A 15,652-nucleotide genomic window follows, 5' to 3' on the forward strand; every position below is an offset into this window, starting at 1 on the left:
GAGGAATGGAAGATACGTGCCCCGCACCCGTAATTCCCAGAAACCGGCAGCCCCCTGGTGGAGCACCGCCGTCGTCTATCAGGTCTACATCCGCAGCTTCGCCGACGGCAACGGCGACGGCGTCGGCGACATCGCCGGCCTGCGCGCCCGCCTGCCGTACCTCAGGGAACTGGGGGTGGACGCCGTGTGGATCACCCCGTGGTACCCGTCGCCGATGGCGGACGGCGGCTACGACGTCGCCGACTACCGCGCCATCGACCCCACGTTCGGCACGCTGGCCGAGGCGGAGGAGATGATCGCCGAGGCGCACGCGCTCGGTGTGCGCGTCCTCCTCGACATCGTCCCGAACCACACCTCGGACCGGCACCGCTGGTTCGCCGACGCCCTGGCCGCCGGGCCGGGCTCGCACGAGCGCGACCGGTACGTCTTCCGCGACGGCCGGGGCGAGGGCGGCGCGCTGCCGCCGAACGACTGGCGCAGCGAGTTCGGCGGCCGGGCGTGGACCCGGGTGACCGAGCCGGACGGCACGCCGGGGCAGTGGTACCTGCACCTGTTCGCGTCCGAGCAGCCGGACCTCAACTGGTCGAGCCGGGAGGTCCGTTCGGACTTCGAGGCGATCCTGCGCTTCTGGTTCGACCGGGGCGTGGACGGCTTCCGCATCGACGTGGCGCACGGCCTCGTGAAGGACCACACGCTGCCCGACCTGGGCATCGCGGACGACGCCGTCTTCGAGCACGAGGGCGGCAAGGAGGACCATCCGCACTGGGACCAGGACGGGGTCCACGAGATCTACCAGACGTGGCGCAAGGTGGCCGAGTCGTACGCCGGGGACCGCGTGTTCGTGGCCGAGGCGCACGTCCGTGAGGACCGGCTGCCGCTGTACCTGCGCCAGGACGAGCTGCACAGCGCGTTCAACTTCGCGTTCCTCAAGTCGGCCTGGGAGCCGAACGTGCTGCGCGAGGTGATCGACCGGGGCGTGCGCACCCCGGCCGAGGTCGGCGCCCCGCCGACCTGGGTGCTGTCCAACCACGACGTGCCGCGGCACGTGACGCGGTTCGGGCGCGGCGACACGGCGTTCGGGCGGCGCGACGAGGGCGCGGCCGTGACGGACCGTGCGCTCGGCACCCGGCGGGCGCGGGCGGCGGCGCTGCTGATGCTGGCGCTGCCGGGCGGCGCGTACCTCTACCAGGGCGAGGAGTTGGGCCTGTGGGAGGTCGAGGACCTGCCGGACGAGGCGCTCAAGGACCCGACGTGGGAGCGCAGCGGGCACACGGTGCGCGGCCGTGACGGCTGCCGCGTGCCGCTGCCGTGGTCGGGCTCCGACGCGCCGTTCGGCTTCGGTCCCGCGGGCGGCGAGGCGCCGTGGCTGCCGCAGCCGGGCGAGTGGGAGTACTTCAGCGCGCAGTTCCAGTCGGGGGCCCCGGCGTCGATGCTGGAGCTGTACCGGGCGGCGCTGCGGCTGCGCAGGGAGCAGCCCGGCTTCGACAGTGGGACGCTGCGCTGGCTGGACGCCCCGGAGGGCGTGCTGGCGTTCGAGCGCTCGCCGGTGCTGCGGTGCGCGGTCAACTTCTCGGGCGAGCCGATGCCGTTGCCGCGTGACTGGGGTGTGCTGCTCACCAGCGACCGGATCACCGGCGGGCTGTTGCCGCCGGACACGACGGTGTGGCTGTGGGGCGGCGGCGCGGCGCTGCGGTAGGCGGCAAGGTCAGCCGGTCAGTCCGCCGGGTCGTACGCGGCCCGCAGCGCGTCCCGTACGGCGGCCTGGGCTTCCTCCCGGTCCAGGCCGAGCCGCCTGACGTGCTGCGCGTACGCCTGGGCCGCCGCCGCCGCTTGCCGCGCGGCGGCGTCCCCGGCGGCGGCCACGAAGGTGCCGTGGCGGCCCCGGGTCTCGACGACGCCGTCGCCCTCCAGGGCGCGGTACGCCTTGGCGACGGTGTTGGCGGCGAGGCCGAGGTCGTCGGCGAGGCCGCGGACGGTGGGCAGTCGGTGGCCGACGGGCAGGTCGCCGCTGCTCGCGAGGGCGGCGATCCGGGCGCGCAGTTGCTCGTACGGCGCGACGGGCGAGGCGGGGTCGATGGTCAGCTTCACCCGCCCGATTGTGCCGCAGGGCGGCCGGCCCGGTGGGGGGCCGGCCGTGCGCGCGGCGGGTGGGACGGGGGGTGAACCGCGTCAGCCGAAGGTCTGGAACGCGGTGCGTTCCGGGGTCCTGAAGACCTGGCGGCCTGTCACGGTGTTCAGGACGGTCGCGCCCCGGTAGGCGCCGATGCCGAGGTCGGGGGCGGCGGCGCCGTGGGTGTGCAGTTCGGCGTTCTGCACGAACAGGCCGCCGGTGACCTCGGGGACGGTGCGGACGCGGTGGCCCGCGTCGATGTCGTACCGGCCCTGGTCGTCCCAGGCGATGAGTTTGTCCACCGGCTCCAGGCAGTCGGGGCGGCGGGCCGTGTAGCCGGTGGAGGCGATGACGGCGCCGGTGGCCAGCTCGCGTTCCGTGCCCGTCTCGGCGTGCGAGGTGGTGAGGCGGACAGTCCCGTCGTCGGCGGAGCGCGCGCCGAGGAGGGCCGTGCCGGGCAGAAGGGTGACCGGGGGGCGGTCGCCGTCGAGCATGTGGTCGTACAGCTCGGCGTGGATGAGGTCGATCGTCTCGGTGTCGATGCCCTTGTACAGCTGCCACTGCGAGGCGACGAGGCGGTCGCGGACGCCGGGGGCGAGGCCGTTGAAGTACCGCATGTAGGCGGGGGTCGTGTACTCCAGGACGAGCTTGGAGTAGTCGAGCGGCGCGAAGCCCCAGGAGCGCGTCAGCCAGGTGAGGGACCATCCGGCGTCGCGCTGGCGGCGCAGCAGGTCGAGGAAGACCTCGGCGCCCGACTGGCCCGAGCCGACGACGGTGATGTCGCGTACGCCCTGTTCGCGCAGGCTGTCCACGCGGTGCAGGTGCTCGCCCGAGTGGAAGACGCGGTCGGGGGTGCGGGCGGCGGGGACGGCGAGGGCCGTGGGCAGGTGGGGTTCCGTGCCGACGCCGAGGGCGATGTTGCGGGCGTACGTGTCCGTGGCGGCGGCGCCGTCCGTACCGGCGGTGGGCGTGAGGGTCAGCCGCCACAGGGCGCGGTCGGCGTCCCAGTGGACGGCGGTGACGTCCGTGCCGAAGTGGGCGCCAGGCAGGCGGGCGGCGGCCCAGGCGCAGTAGTCGGCGTACTCGCGGCGCGGCACGTGGAAGCGCTCGGCGATGTAGAAGGGGTACATCCGGTCGTGCTCGGCGAGGTAGTTGAGGAACGACCAGCGGCTGGTGGGGCGGACGAGCGAGACGAGGTCGGCGAGGAAGCCGACCTGGAGCTTGGCCCAGTCGAACATGAGGCCCGGGTGCCAGTCGTAGGCCGGGCGGCGGTCGTACGCGGCGTAGGCGAGGTCGTCCACCTCGTCGGCGAGCGCGGTGAGGGAGAGGTTGAACGGGCCGATGCCGACGGCGGCGAGGTCGAGGACCGGCGGTTCGGCGTGCGGGGCGGGGCTCACAGATGTTCTCCGGTGCTCTCGACGGCTTCACCGGCGGCGACGACGGCGGCGAACAGTTCGTCCAGATCGGTCTTGGTGGCCTGCGGGTTGAGCAGGGTGAGTTTCAGGCGGACGGCGCCGCCCGGCAGGTCGGTGCGGCCGATGAGGGCGCTGCCCTGGCGCAGCAGGCGGCGGCGGAGGGCGCCGTTGACGGCGTCGGGGTCCGCGCCGGTGCGGGGCAGGTAGTGGAAGACGACCGTGGTGAGGACGGGTTCCGTGGTGAGTTCGAGACGGGGGTGGGCGGTCACGGCGGCGGCGGCGTGACCCGCCAGGTCGTGGCAGGCGTCGAGCATGGCGCCGATGCCCTCGCGGCCGAGGGCGAGGAAGGTGGCGGCGACCTTGACGGCGTCGGCGCGGCGGGTGGTGGCGAGGGAGTTGCCGAGCAGGCCGTCGTACCCGGCGGCGCCGTCGTCGTCGGGGTTGAGGTAGGCGACGCGCAGCCCGGTGGTGGCGGCGAGGTCGCGGGCGTCCCGGACGAGCAGGACGCTGGCGGCGGCGGGCTGCCAGGCGGTCTTGTGCAGGTCGATGGTGATCGTGTCGGCGGACTCCAGGCCGGTGAGGAGGGGGCGGAGCCGGTCGGAGAAGAGGGCGCCGCCGCCGTAGGCCGCGTCCACGTGCAGCCGGATGCCCTCGCGGCGTGCGATGACGGCGAGTTCCGGCAGGGGGTCGATGGAGCCGTAGTCGGTGGTGCCCGCGGTGGCGACGACGGCGAGGGGGATCTCGTCGGGCGCGCGGGAGGCGAGGGCGTGCTCCAGCGCGGCGACGTCCATGCGGTGCTCGGCGTCGGCCGGGACGGCGCGGACGGCGTGCTCGCCGAGGCCGAGCAGGGCGCAGGCGCGGGCGACGGAGAAGTGCGCCAGCTCCGAGCAGTAGACGACGGGGCGGATGCTCAGGCCGGTCAGCCCCGTGCTGCGGATGTCGCCGCGGTCGCGCAGGACGGCGTCGCGGGCGATGAGGAGTGCCTGGAGGTTGGAGGCGGTGCCGCCGGGGGTGAGGACGCCGTCGGCGCCGGGGCCGTGGCCGACGAGGTCGGTCAGGGAGCGGACGAGGCGGCGTTCGAGCTCGACCGCGTAGGGGCCGCTGTCCCAGGTGTCCACGGAGGCGTTGAAGACGGAGGCGAGGACGTCGGCGGCGGCGGCGACGCTCAGGGCGGGGGGCTGGAGATGGGCGGCGGCCCGCGGGTCGGCGAGGTCCACGGTGTGGGCGGCGTAGGAGCGGGCCAGCGCCAGCACGGCGTCGCGGCCCTTGCCGGTGCGCGGGAGGGGGCCGTCGGGGAGCTGGGCGTCGATGAGATGTGACAGCTCGTCGGGAGTGAGGGCGGGGAGGGGTCCGCTGCGGCGGCGGAGCGCCCCGGCGGCTTCTCTGGTCAGCTCGGTGACGAGCCGTCCGACCTCGGCGAGGCCGGCGGGGTCGGCGGCCAGGAGGTCGGGCTCCAGGAGGGCGGAGGGTGCGGGGGCGGGTGGTGCATGGCCGGGCATGCTCATGGGTTCTGTGGGTGTCCCTTGTATCGGCGGCTGATCGGTGACATGGGGGCGCGCCCGGGAGCCGGTGGTCGGCTGACGAGGGCCGGACGGACGGTCTCCGTTCACCCGGATCAATTTAGGTTAGGCATACCTAACCATGTCAACAGGGCCTCGGTGTGCGGGGGGTCACGGCGGCGGAGCTGTCAGTGCCGGGGCGTAAGCTCGGTGAGGTGCGGAGGAGGCCCGCCGGGACGGGTGGGCCGGGACGGGAGGTCGCCGGTGGACACGGACACGTGGGAAGCGACGGAGGGCGGCGGGGTGCGTGACGTCACGTCGGAGGCGGAGCTGCGGGAGCTGGTCGGCGAACCCGCCCCGTACACCCGCGACAAGACCCGGACCACGCTGCACGCCCTCGACCGCGCCTGGCTGGCCCGCTCACCGTTCTGCCTGATCGCCACGTCCGCCGCGGACGGCACGTGCGACGTCTCGCCCAAGGGCGATCCGCCCGGCTTCGCGCTCGTCCTGGACGACCGCACCCTCGCCCTCCCCGAGCGGCCGGGCAACAAACGGATGGACGGCTTCCGCAACATCCTGGCGAACCCCCGGGTCGGCCTGATCTTCCTCATACCCGGGCGGGGCGACACCCTGCGGATCAACGGGCGGGCGCGCATCGTCCGGGAGGCGCCGTTCTTCGACCGCATGACGGTCAAGGGCAACCGGCCGCGGCTCGCCCTGGTCGTGGAGGCGGAGGAGATATTCACCCACTGCGCCAAGTCGGCGCTGCGCTCAGGACTGTGGGACCCGGCCACCTGGCAGCCGGACGCCCTGCCGTCCCGCGCGCGGATCTCCAAGGCGCTGGAACGCCCGGACGACGCGCTGGAGGTGCTGGAGAAGCACTACGGACCGCAGTACGTGGAAGGGCTGTACAAGGGCTGACGGACCGGCAGGCTGACGGCCTGACGGGCCGACGGCTCCCGTGTCCTCAGCCCGCGATCCGCGCGCGGGCCTGCGCGAGGGCGACGCCGGGCGCGTCGGCGGCGGCGCACGGGATGTCGGGCAGCACGCCCATGCCCTCCCAGTTGGTGCCCGAGACCGGGTTGACCGCCCGCGCGATCGGGACGGTCAGCTCCAGGTGCGGGTGGACCTGCCAGCTGTCGCACGGGTGCGCGCCCCCGGCGGTGCGCTCGCCGACGACCACGGCGCGGCCGGGCTGCTGAAGGTCGTAGGCCAGCTCCTCGGCGGCGGAGAACGTGACACCGCTGGTCAGGACGTACAGCGGTTTCGTCCCGCCGAAGCGCGGTCCCGGCACGTGCGGCAGCGTCCAGAACTGCTCGTGGCGGTCGCCCTCGCGCCGGTGCAGGGTGTTCAGGTGCGTCCGCCCGTCGAACAGATAGGTGCAGACGTACGAGACGGCGCCGGGGGAACCGCCCCGGTTGCCCGCAGGTCGAGGATCAGGGCGCGGGCGGGCGCGACCAGGGTGAGCGCGGCGGTCAGCGGCCCGGCCGACCGGTCGGGCGGGAACAGCTCAGGCCCCAGCTCCAGCAGGGCGACGCCGCCGTCGAGCAGTTCCACCTTCGGCACGCCGCCGAGGGATCCGTCGAACGTCAGGCGCTCCTCGGCCACGTGGGGCGCGCCCTGCCCCGGGGACGCCGAAGCCGGATCGGCTGACGGGGCGTCGGTGATGCCATGGGGACAGCTGAGCACACGGCGCGAAGGGGCCGCGGTTCAGGCCGCGTCGAGCTGTCCGGCGGGCCCGGCGGCGCGGGCGCCGAAGCGGCGCCTGGCACGGTCGGCCGCCGCCTCCGCGCGGCGGCGGCGTTCGTCCGCCGGGTCGAGGGAGAGCTGCCGGGCGCTGTGCGAGACGTCCGTCAGGTCCTCGGCGCGCAGCGCGACCGCGCGGACGCGGGCCCGCTGGAGGCCGAGCGCGTCGTGCAGGGCGTAGGCGGTGCCGGCCAACGCCGGGGTGTGGGCGGTCGGTTCGGTCAGGGTGCGGCGGCGCGTGGAGACGGTGCGGTCGGCGTAGCGGACGGTGAGGGTGAGGGCGCGGGTGGTCTGCCCGGTGTCGCGCAGCCGGAAGCCGAGCCGGTCGGCGAGGGTGAGCAGGGCGCGGCGGCGTACGGCGGGGTCCAGCTCGTCGTGGCCGAACCGGTGCTCGGCCGCCGTGGACCTGGCCGGTGTGCCGGGGACGACGGAGGTCGGGTCGATGCCCCGGGCGAGGTCCTGCACCCGGCGGGCGGTGGAGGCGCCCAGGATGCGCTGGAGCGTGAGGGCCGGGGCGGCGGCCAGCAGGCCCGCGGTGCCGATGCCGTACGCGGCGAGGGCGCGGGCGGTGGCGGGGCCGACGCCGTGCAGGTCGGCGGCGGGCCGGTCGGCGAGGAAGGCGGCGATCGCGTCCGGGTCGTCGGGCACGGCGGCGATCCCGGGGCCGCCGCCGGGCCGGGCCGCGGCCAGCCGCGCCAGCAGCGGGTTGGGGCCGACGCCGATGGCGCAGTCGGTGCCGTGCAGGGCGAGGCCGCGCACCCGGACGAGCCGTGCGAGCCGTACGGCGTCGAGGCCGAAGTAACGCAGGGCGCCCCGGACGTCGGCGAGCGCGGCGTCGGGCGGCAGCGGCTGGACGACGGGGGTGATGCCGTGCAGGACGCCGAGCAGCCCGGGGTGGGCCGAGCGGTCGGCGCCGTCCGTGGCGCGCGGGCCGGTGAGGTAGCGCACGTAGAGCACGTGCCGTCCGGTCATCCCGCGCTCCCCGGGCTGGAGTGCCACAGCTTGCGCGGGGCGGCGGAGCCACCGGCCGGGCGCAGGTCGGCCCAGGGGTGGAGGGTGTAGCCGTTGCCCAGGTCGATGCGGCGGGTGACGCCTTCGGGGGCCTCCGTGTCCGCGGGGTTCGCCGTGAGGCGTTCGGCGACCGCGTCGAGGCCGCCGGTGCGGCGCAGGTCGGCCAGTTCGGCGAGGTCCCACGCGGCCTCGCCGACCACGGTCAGCGTGCGCGGGCCGCGCCGCTGGACGGTGCCGCGCACCAGCAGCAGCCAGGAGTGGAAGACGGTGTGGGCGCAGGCGGCGTGGCTGTCCTCGAAGAAGGCCAGGTCCACGAGCCCCGTGGTGTCGTCGAGGGTGGCGAAGACGACGCGCCTGCCCGAGCGGATCGGCGGGGTCTGGGTGGCGGCCTTGGCCCCCGCGACCAGCACGGTGTCGCCGTGCCGCGCCTCGCGCAGGCGGCGGGCGGTGAGCACGCCGAGTTCGTCGAGGAACGCGCGGTGCCCCGTCAGCAGGTGCTGCTGGGTCTCCATGCCGAGCACGTCGAGCTCGGCGCCGAGCCGTTCGTCCGCGCCGAGGTCGGGCAGCCCGGCGGGGGGCGTGCGGGCGGCGTCGTCGCCGAACGGGAGCTGGCCGCCGCCCGGCCCGCTGCCGACGCGCTGCCGGTGCAGTTCGGCGATGTGCAGCAGCAGGTCGCGGCGGTTCGCGCCGAAGGCGTCGAGCGCGCCGACCATGGCGAGCCGTTCGGCGACCGGCCGGGACGGCGCGGCGCGCGCGAAGAGGTCGGTCAGCGAGCCGTACGGGCGCCCGGCGGCGATCCGTTCCGCCTCCTCGCCGCTGATCCCCCGGACGTCGCCGAGGGCGAGCCGGACACCCCACCGCCCTGATTCGGACTCCAGTTCGATTCGATAGGCGGTGTCCGACGCGTTCACGTCCAGCGGCAGCACCGGCACCCCCCGCCGCCGCGCGTCGGCGAGCAGCAGCCGCTTCGGGTACATGCCCGGGTCGTGCGTGAGCAGCCCGGCGTAGAACGCGGCCGGGTGGTGCGCCTTGAGCCAGGCCGACTGGTAGGTGGGCACGGCGAACGCGACGGCGTGCGCCTTGCAGAAGCCGAACGAGCCGAAGGACTCGACGATCTCCCAGGTCCGCGCGACGACCTCGGGCGCGTACCCCCGTTTCCCCGCCTCGGCGGCGAACCAGGCGCCGACCCGCCCCTGCCGCTCCCGGTCGGACAACGCGCGGCGCGCCTCGTCCGCGAGCGCGCGGTCGCAGCCGGTCATGCGGGCGATCACGCCGATGACCTGCTCGTGGAAGACGACGACGCCGTGCGTCTCGCGCAGAATCGGCTCCAGGTCCTGGTGCGGGTACCGCGCGGGCCGCCGCCCGGCCCGGCTCTCGATGAACGGCCGCACCATGTCGGCGCCGACCGGCCCCGGCCTGAACAGCGATATATCGACAACCAGGTCGTGGAAGTCCTCCGGCTGGAGCCGCCCGATGAGATCGCGCTGCCCCGGCGACTCGATCTGGAAGCAGCCCAGCGTCTCGGACGTCCTGATCAGCCGGTACGTCTCCGGGTCACCCTGCGGCACGCGGTCGAGGTCGATGCGCTCGCCCCTGGCCCGTCCGGTCTCGGCGACGGCGTGCGCCATGGCGGACTGCATCCGCACGCCGAGCACGTCGAGCTTGAGCAGGCCGAGATCCTCCACGTCCTCCTTGTCGAACTGGGACATGGCGAAGCCCTCGCCGCTGGTCGGCACGACGGGGGTGCGGTCGCGCAGCGACACGTCCGACAGCAGCACGCCGCAGGGGTGCATGGCCACGCCGCGCGGCAGGGCGTCCAGCGCCTCGACCAGGTCCCACATGCGCGGCCCGTACGCGTCGGCGTCGAGGCCGCGCAGCTCCGGCAGCTCGGCCAGGGCGGCGCGCGCGTCCCTGGCCCTGATGTGCGGGAACGCCGTGGCCAGCCGCCCCGTCTCCGCCGGGTCGAGGCCGAGGGCGAGCCCGACGTCGCGGATCGCGTGCCGGACGCGGTACGTCTCCGGCATCGCGACGGTCGCGACGCGCCGCTCCCCGAAGCGCTCGAAGATCGCCCGGTACGCGTCGAGGCGGCGGGCGGACTCCACGTCGATGTCGATGTCGGGCAGCACGGCGCGGCGCGGCGAGAGGAACCGTTCCATCAGCAGCCCGTGCTCCACCGGGTCGGCGTGCGCGATGCCGAGGAGGTGGTTGACGAGGGAGCCCGCGCCCGAGCCGCGCGCGGTGACGCGGATGCCGAGGCCCCTGACGTCCCGCACGACCTGGGCGACGGTGAGGAAGTACGACGCGAACCCGAGGCGGGCGATCACGTCCAGCTCGGCGTCGAGCCTGGCCCAGCGCCCCGGGTCGCGTTCGAGGCGGCGGGCCAGCATCCCGGCGGCGCAGCGCGAACGCAGGACGCGGTCGGCCGTCCGGTCGGCCGCGCCGACGAGGCGCGCCTCCGGGAAGTGGACGCTGCCGACGCCGAGGTCGCCCTCGGGATCGACGCGGCAGGACTGCGCCGTCTCCTCGGTGACGGTCAGCAGGCGGCGCGCCTCGGTGGCGCCCATCCCGGCCGCCGTGGCGACGGCGTCGGCCGCCTCCGCCATGGCGGCCGGGCCCTTGAGCCAGCGCTCGCCGTTGTCGTGCGGCCCGCGCGGGTCGATGGGGACGAGGCGGCGGGCGGCGTCGAGGACGTCGGCGACCTGCCCCTGCCCCGGGTCGGCGTAGCGCACGCCGTTGGTGAGCACGGGCGGGACACCGGCGGTGGCGGCGAGGCCGAGGGTGCGGGCGGCGGTGCGCGGCGGGCCGCTGGCGTCCACGGCGAGGCGCAGTCCGTCACCGGCGGTCTCGCGCCAGGGGGCGAGCAGCCGCGCGGCACGGTCGGGGCGGCCCGCCGTCAGGGCGCGTCCCGGCGGGGAGTCGGGGCCGAGCAGGACGACGAGGCCGTCGAGCCCGCCGCCCGTCACCTCGTCCCAGGGCAGCAGGGGGCGTTCGCCCGTCCCGGCGACGGCGGCGTGCGCGGCGGTGATCAGGCGGCACAGCCGGGCCCATCCGGCGGCGCCGTCGCGGGCGAGGAAGGTGACGCGGGGCGCGGACTCGTCGGTGAACGCGCCGCCGCGCGCGGGCGTGCGCCGCCGGGCGGCCGTGCCGGGGGGGCCGTCGGCGGGGTCGGGGGCGGCGACGGCCAGCTCGACGCCGTAGACCGGCCTGATCCCGGCGGCGGCGCAGGCGCGGGTGAAGCGCACGGCGCCCGCGAGCGTGTCGCGGTCGGTCAGGGCGAGGGCGTCCATGCCGCGCTCAGCCGCCCGCTCGGCGAGGCGCCCGGGGTGGGAGGCGCCGTAGCGGGCGGAGAAGCCGGAGACGGCGTGCAGGTGCGTGAAACGCGGGGTCATCCGCACCTCCCGTCATGCCTCGGCCCCCCGCCCCTCGCGTCCCTCGCCGGCCCTGGGGTCCACCATAAACCAGCCATCGAACATGTGTACGAGTGATAAGCGCCGCAGGTCAGCGGCGACCGTCCCCGCACCGTGGCCGGAATCCGTACGCGTTAGGCTGCCCGGGTGGCGCTTCCCCTTGAACTGGTGATCTTCGACTGCGACGGCGTGCTGGTGGACAGCGAACCCCTCGCGCTGCGCGTGTGCGTCGAGTTGGGCGCCGAACTGGGCTGGCCCCTCACCGAGCACGAGATCATCGACCGCTTCCTCGGCCGCTCCGAGCAGTCCGTCCGCCTCCAGGTCGCGCAGCGGCTCGGCGAGGCCCTGGCCGCGCGCTGGGGCGAGGAGTACCGGCTGCGGCTGGCCGACGTCATCGACGCGGAGCTGACCGAGATCGAGGGCATCTCCGAGGCCCTGGACGCGCTCGGCCCGCTCCCCCACTGCATCGCCTCAAGCGGCGGACACGACAAGATGCGCCGCACGCTGAGCCGTACCGGGCTGTACGACCGGTTCGCCGGGCGCATCTTCAGCGCGACCGAGGTGGCGCGCGGCAAGCCGGAGCCCGACCTGTTCCTGCACGCGGCGGAGCGGATGGGCGTGCCGCCCGAGCACTGCGTCGTCGTGGAGGACAGTCAGTACGGCGTACGGGCCGCCCGCGCGGCCGGGATGCGCTCGTTCGGCTACGCGGGCGGGCTCACCCCTGCGGAGTGGCTGGCGGGCCCCGAGACCGTCGTGTTCGACGACATGCGCGCGCTGCCCGGGCTGCTCGGCATCGGCGTCTGACTCACCCGTCGGCGGCGGGCGGCGCGACGGCCCGCGCGCTCATGACCAGCGCGTTGTCCGAGGTGTACCCCACGCGCACGGCCGCCCCGCCGCGGACGGCCGCCGGGTAGACGTCCGTCCCCTTGCGATCGGCGCCGTCCCCGCCGATGCGCCCGGCCGTGATCACGCGGCCGTCCGCGGTCCGCAGCCGTATCTCCCACCGGGTCGCGCCCTCCGGCGCCCGCCGGGCGAACGCCTCCCCGTAGGGCAGGGTGAGCAGCAGCCGCTCCCCGTCGAGGGCCTCGGCCGATACGGGGAAGTCACGCCCGGTGTCGAGGGCGCAGGCGGCGAAGACGCCCTCCACCTGCCCGGGGGCGAGGCCGCCGAGGAGCCGCACGGTGACGGTGGCCGCCTCCTCGTGCGCCGCTACGCCGATGACCTCCGCGTGGACGGGGCGCCGCCAGACGCGGATCGTGAGGTTGCCGTCCTTGGTGGTGTAGGGAATCCAGGAGGTCACGCCCCCCGCGTCCACGGCGGGCGGCGCGGTGACGAGCGCGGCCTGCTCGACGAGCGCGGCGGCGACGCGCCGCGGCTTGCCGTCCCCCGTCGCGAGGAAGCAGTCCCACCGGCCCTCGGCGAGCGTGTGGGCGGCACGCGGGACGGCGGCGCGTCCGTCACCGTCCCCGGTCAAGGGAACGCGTATCTCCCGGCGCGGGGACGACCTGCGCAGCCGCAGCACCAGCTCTCCCCGCGCGGAGGGCCCGAGGGCGACGGTGAACCCGCCGTCCGGGGTCGCGGCGCAGCGGGCGGACGGCGGCCCCGGCGCGGGCTCGGCCGTCACGGGGGCGGCGGCCCGCCGCTTCCGCCCGCCGAGCAGGCTCCGCAGCTTCCCGGCCGGGCGCAGCGCGGGCCGCAACTGCCAGAACAGTTCCTCGTAGCGGCGGGCTATCGCGTCCGGCCGGTAGCGCGCCGCCGTGACCTTGCCCTTCGCGCCCATGCGGTGGCGCAGCGCGGCGTCCGTCATCAGCGTCCGCAGGCCCTGCGCGACGGCGTCGGGGCCGCCTTCCGGCGGGACGAGCAGGCCGTCCTCGCCGTGCGTGATGATCTCGCGCGGCCCGACGGGGCAGTCCACGGAGACCACCGGCACGCCGCAGGCCATCGCCTCCACGACGGTGAGGCCGAACGACTCGTACTCGGAGGTCACGGCGGCGATCGCGCCCTTGGCCCACTCGGTCTCGACGGGCGCCGCCGCCCCCATGAGGCGGGCGCGGTCGGACAGGCCGAGCCGTTCGATGTGCTCCCGCAGCTCGGGCTTCGCCGGGCCACGGCCGTAGATCCGCAGCTCCCAGTCGGGGAACTCGCCGGTCAGCTTGGCGAACGCGTCGAGGAGCCGGTCGTAGCGCTTGGTCGGGGTCAGCCGCCCGGCGGCGACGATCACCCGGCTGTCCCCGGTGGACGGCGCGACGGCGGGCGCGGGCGAGGCGTTGGGGAGGGGGAGGATGCGGGTGCGGACGCCGGGCAGCGCCGCGCGGTAGTCGGCGGCGTCGGCGGCGGTCACGGGGAGGAACGCGTCCAGCAGCGGCACGACGGCCAGTTGCAGGTCACGCGACACGGCGGACCGTGTGCCCAGCTGCGAGTGCTCCTGCGCCACCCGCAGGTAGCGGGCGTCGCCGAGCCGTCCGAGGTAGGTGTTGAGCGGGGGCCGGGTGCCGATCACGACGTCGGCGTCGGTGTCCGCGAGGAACGCGCCCATCCGCTCGTCGCTGAGCCGTGACCCGTTCAGGTCCCACTCCGGCAGCACCCGGCTCGGCCCGGCCTGCGCGAGCAGCGCGGCGTCCTGCGCGCCCTCCCGCCCGTCGATCAGCGGCACGATCCTGACGCGCGGGTCGAACGTGAAGCTGGTGGCGTCACGGTGCCGGTGGAGGCTCACGACCGTGACGGTGTGCCGCTCGGCGAACGCGGCCGACAGGTTCGAGACGGCACGGATGGTGCCGCCGATGCCGTAGGCGTTGTTGAGCAGGAACGTGATGTTCACGGCGACTTCCCCTACACATTCCCCACATGTGGGGACTTTCCCCTCACGATCAGCGCTCAACGCTGCTACATGCACGATACACGCAACACGCCCTATCGCCATGTCGGCAAATAAATTACCTACAACTACCACATAGCACGCTCAAAACATGAGAAAGACCACAGATGACCTTATCCGCGGACACGTCATCGACTCGCACTCGTCCCGCTTCCCTCGTACCCCCGTCACGGACCGGCGTCGCAGTGAAGCGGACCGTCGCAAGGCGTAAGACGATGGCGCGGGAGACGGACAGGGACAGTTCCCCTGTCCACCGCGCCGCTCTCCGGACTTCTGCCGACTTCGTCCGAACAGACACGGAGCGCGGAGGCCATCGCCCTGGCCGAGGCGCGGGCCAGTTGCGACCGGGCAGTTCCCAGCGTTGTGGACCTCGATTCGACATGGCAACGGATGGGGTTCACGAATCGCTCAGAATTTGGTGATATGGCGTGGGGCGGTCGGAGCCTCGCAGACGCCAGCAGGCTCAAGACTCCTGAGCAGGTAGAGGTAATGAGGGCGATCGGCATGACCCGCGATGACGCCCAAATCTGGCGAAACTTTCATCAAGACATTCACGACAGGTCAGCGGAAAAGTTCCCCGACAACCCGGAAAGAGTCAATCCCAGCACCGGATCAAGAGCAGATTTGTTCCAGTACCACATGGACAACCTTCAAGGATGAAAATGAGATTCACCATGCGCACGGACCGGCACATTGCAGTGGCCTTCGAGCCGACAGCAGCTGAGTACATGTTGGAGCCAGGCAGACCCATCGCGGTGGAATGGTTCGGAGGAGGCGATGACGGCATGGTTTCCATGGAATCGGGGGCTCTCATCGTGGCTGCCCCTGCTGGTGGTCACAGCAGGGCATGGGATGCCGACGGAAGGGAAATTTACATCGGTCCTGAATCGGGACCGGACGCGCACTGATCCCGACAGCAAAGGCTCGCGGAGTCACGCAATCCACGAGAGGTCCGGGAGGCCGGGCAACCCCGCCTCATGCATCCGGAGTTCGCCCGGCTCGGAGAGGTGCCGCCACCGTCGATGGCAGAGTGATCCGACACGAACGCCGCCGAACCTCCAGTCACCCACGCACACCGGAGCGCCATGCCTGCCATCGAACTCACCGAAGAGAATTCGCCGCAACTCGCCGAAAGGTTCGGTGGATTCGAGGATGCGGTCATCGTAGGTACTCACATCCACTCGCCGCTGCCCCCCAAGGACGGCAGAAGCCTCACCGTGGACATCACGGCGGCAGATGCAACGGATGGCCACACATGGCGGCTCGTCCGGTTCACCCTCGACGGACTCACGGCCTATCGTTTCGTCCTGGGCGAGGCATACTCCTACTACGTTCTGTCGGACGGGCTGAAACTCGACTGCTCGCCCACCGGTTGCCTCCTCGACCTCGACCCGGGGCCCGACACATGGTTCCCGGAACAAGTACAGCAGGAGGGCGAGTACTCCAAGCAGTACGCCATCGGCGCGCGGTGTGCGTACGAGATAATCGGTGGCCCTCTCACATGACGGTGCGCCGAAGCTTTCCGGGGGGAGGCCGCGCGGAGTGTCCGGCCGAAGCGAAGAACCGGTGACGACCGACCACCGGCTCGA

Annotated in this window: 12 protein-coding genes; 4 read left to right on the forward strand and 8 right to left on the reverse strand. The window is 74.0% G+C overall.

Annotation, left to right across the window (positions count from 1 at the left end):
- Nucleotides 1–16: 16 nt before the first annotated feature.
- Complete coding sequence (locus IF27_RS14765) at nucleotides 17–1,696, forward strand: glycoside hydrolase family 13 protein (protein ID WP_052850027.1); 1,680 nt, start codon at nucleotides 17–19, stop codon at nucleotides 1,694–1,696.
- A gap of 17 nt (nucleotides 1,697–1,713) precedes the next feature.
- Here IF27_RS14765 and IF27_RS14770 read toward each other — a convergent pair whose 3' ends face one another.
- From IF27_RS14770 to IF27_RS14780, 3 genes are all read right to left on the reverse strand, one after another.
- The gene (locus tag IF27_RS14770; protein WP_420822010.1) at nucleotides 1,714–2,088 is read right to left on the reverse strand and encodes a GntR family transcriptional regulator; all 375 of its coding nucleotides are present in this window, start codon (nucleotides 2,086–2,088) and stop codon (nucleotides 1,714–1,716) included.
- Between the two features lie 81 nt (nucleotides 2,089–2,169).
- Entirely contained in the window at nucleotides 2,170–3,507 is a 1,338-nt protein-coding gene (locus IF27_RS14775) for a lysine N(6)-hydroxylase/L-ornithine N(5)-oxygenase family protein (RefSeq protein WP_052850029.1), read from the reverse strand.
- Nucleotides 3,504–5,030, reverse strand: coding sequence for a pyridoxal phosphate-dependent decarboxylase family protein (locus IF27_RS14780; RefSeq protein ID WP_052850030.1), 1,527 nt, complete (start codon nucleotides 5,028–5,030; stop codon nucleotides 3,504–3,506). Before IF27_RS14780 ends, IF27_RS14775 begins: the two co-directional genes overlap by 4 nt.
- Nucleotides 5,031–5,288: 258 nt before the next feature.
- On the opposite strand from IF27_RS14780, the gene IF27_RS14785 reads away from it, so the two are divergent.
- Nucleotides 5,289–5,945 carry a pyridoxamine 5'-phosphate oxidase family protein gene (locus IF27_RS14785; protein ID WP_223291061.1) on the forward strand — a complete coding sequence of 219 codons (657 nt, stop codon included), beginning with the start codon at nucleotides 5,289–5,291 and terminating at the stop codon, nucleotides 5,943–5,945.
- Between the two features lie 46 nt (nucleotides 5,946–5,991).
- On the opposite strand, the gene IF27_RS31575 is transcribed toward IF27_RS14785, so the two are convergent.
- The 4 genes from IF27_RS31575 to IF27_RS14805 all read right to left on the reverse strand — a co-directional run bounded on the left by IF27_RS31575 (nucleotide 5,992) and on the right by IF27_RS14805 (nucleotide 11,170).
- Nucleotides 5,992–6,399 carry a S41 family peptidase gene (locus IF27_RS31575; RefSeq protein WP_223291066.1) on the reverse strand — a complete coding sequence of 136 codons (408 nt, stop codon included), beginning with the start codon at nucleotides 6,397–6,399 and terminating at the stop codon, nucleotides 5,992–5,994.
- Nucleotides 6,375–6,632, reverse strand: coding sequence for a hypothetical protein (locus IF27_RS31580; RefSeq protein WP_052850032.1), 258 nt, complete (start codon nucleotides 6,630–6,632; stop codon nucleotides 6,375–6,377). The genes IF27_RS31575 and IF27_RS31580 overlap by 25 nt, the downstream gene beginning before the upstream one ends.
- 102 nt (nucleotides 6,633–6,734) lie before the next feature.
- The gene (locus IF27_RS14800) at nucleotides 6,735–7,742 is read right to left on the reverse strand and encodes a DNA polymerase Y family protein (RefSeq protein WP_052850033.1); all 1,008 of its coding nucleotides are present in this window, start codon (nucleotides 7,740–7,742) and stop codon (nucleotides 6,735–6,737) included.
- Complete coding sequence (locus IF27_RS14805; RefSeq protein WP_052850034.1) at nucleotides 7,739–11,170, reverse strand: DNA polymerase III subunit alpha; 3,432 nt, start codon at nucleotides 11,168–11,170, stop codon at nucleotides 7,739–7,741. Before IF27_RS14805 ends, IF27_RS14800 begins: the two co-directional genes overlap by 4 nt.
- A 165-nt stretch (nucleotides 11,171–11,335) precedes the next feature.
- Between IF27_RS14805 and IF27_RS14810 the strand changes: the two genes are divergently transcribed.
- A complete protein-coding gene (locus tag IF27_RS14810) occupies nucleotides 11,336–11,992 on the forward strand; it encodes an HAD family hydrolase (protein ID WP_052850035.1) in 657 nt (218 codons plus the stop codon).
- Nucleotide 11,993: 1 nt separating this feature from the next.
- Here the strand turns inward: IF27_RS14810 and IF27_RS14815 are convergent, their stop codons facing one another.
- The gene (locus IF27_RS14815) at nucleotides 11,994–14,006 is read right to left on the reverse strand and encodes a glycosyltransferase (protein WP_052850036.1); all 2,013 of its coding nucleotides are present in this window, start codon (nucleotides 14,004–14,006) and stop codon (nucleotides 11,994–11,996) included.
- Nucleotides 14,007–15,148: 1,142 nt separating this feature from the next.
- Between IF27_RS14815 and IF27_RS14820 the strand changes: the two genes are divergently transcribed.
- On the forward strand, nucleotides 15,149–15,568 hold the full coding sequence (locus IF27_RS14820) for a hypothetical protein (protein ID WP_052850037.1): 420 nt from the start codon (nucleotides 15,149–15,151) through the stop codon (nucleotides 15,566–15,568).
- The last annotated feature ends 84 nt before the right edge of the window (nucleotides 15,569–15,652 follow it).

It is taken from the genome of Streptomyces avicenniae, assembly GCF_000719135.1.
GTDB classification, from domain to species: Bacteria; Actinomycetota; Actinomycetes; order Streptomycetales; family Streptomycetaceae; genus Streptomyces; species Streptomyces avicenniae.

Bases quoted from the DNA above. Each gene is read 5' to 3' on its own strand.
- IF27_RS14780 (WP_052850030.1), bottom strand. From the start codon at position 5,030: ATGAGCATGCCCGGCCATGCACCACCCGCCCCCGCACCCTCCGCCCTC.
- IF27_RS14800 (WP_052850033.1), bottom strand. From the start codon at position 7,742: ATGACCGGACGGCACGTGCTCTACGTGCGCTACCTCACCGGCCCGCGC.
- IF27_RS14805 (WP_052850034.1), bottom strand. From the start codon at position 11,170: ATGACCCCGCGTTTCACGCACCTGCACGCCGTCTCCGGCTTCTCCGCC.
- IF27_RS14820 (WP_052850037.1), top strand. From the start codon at position 15,149: ATGCCTGCCATCGAACTCACCGAAGAGAATTCGCCGCAACTCGCCGAA.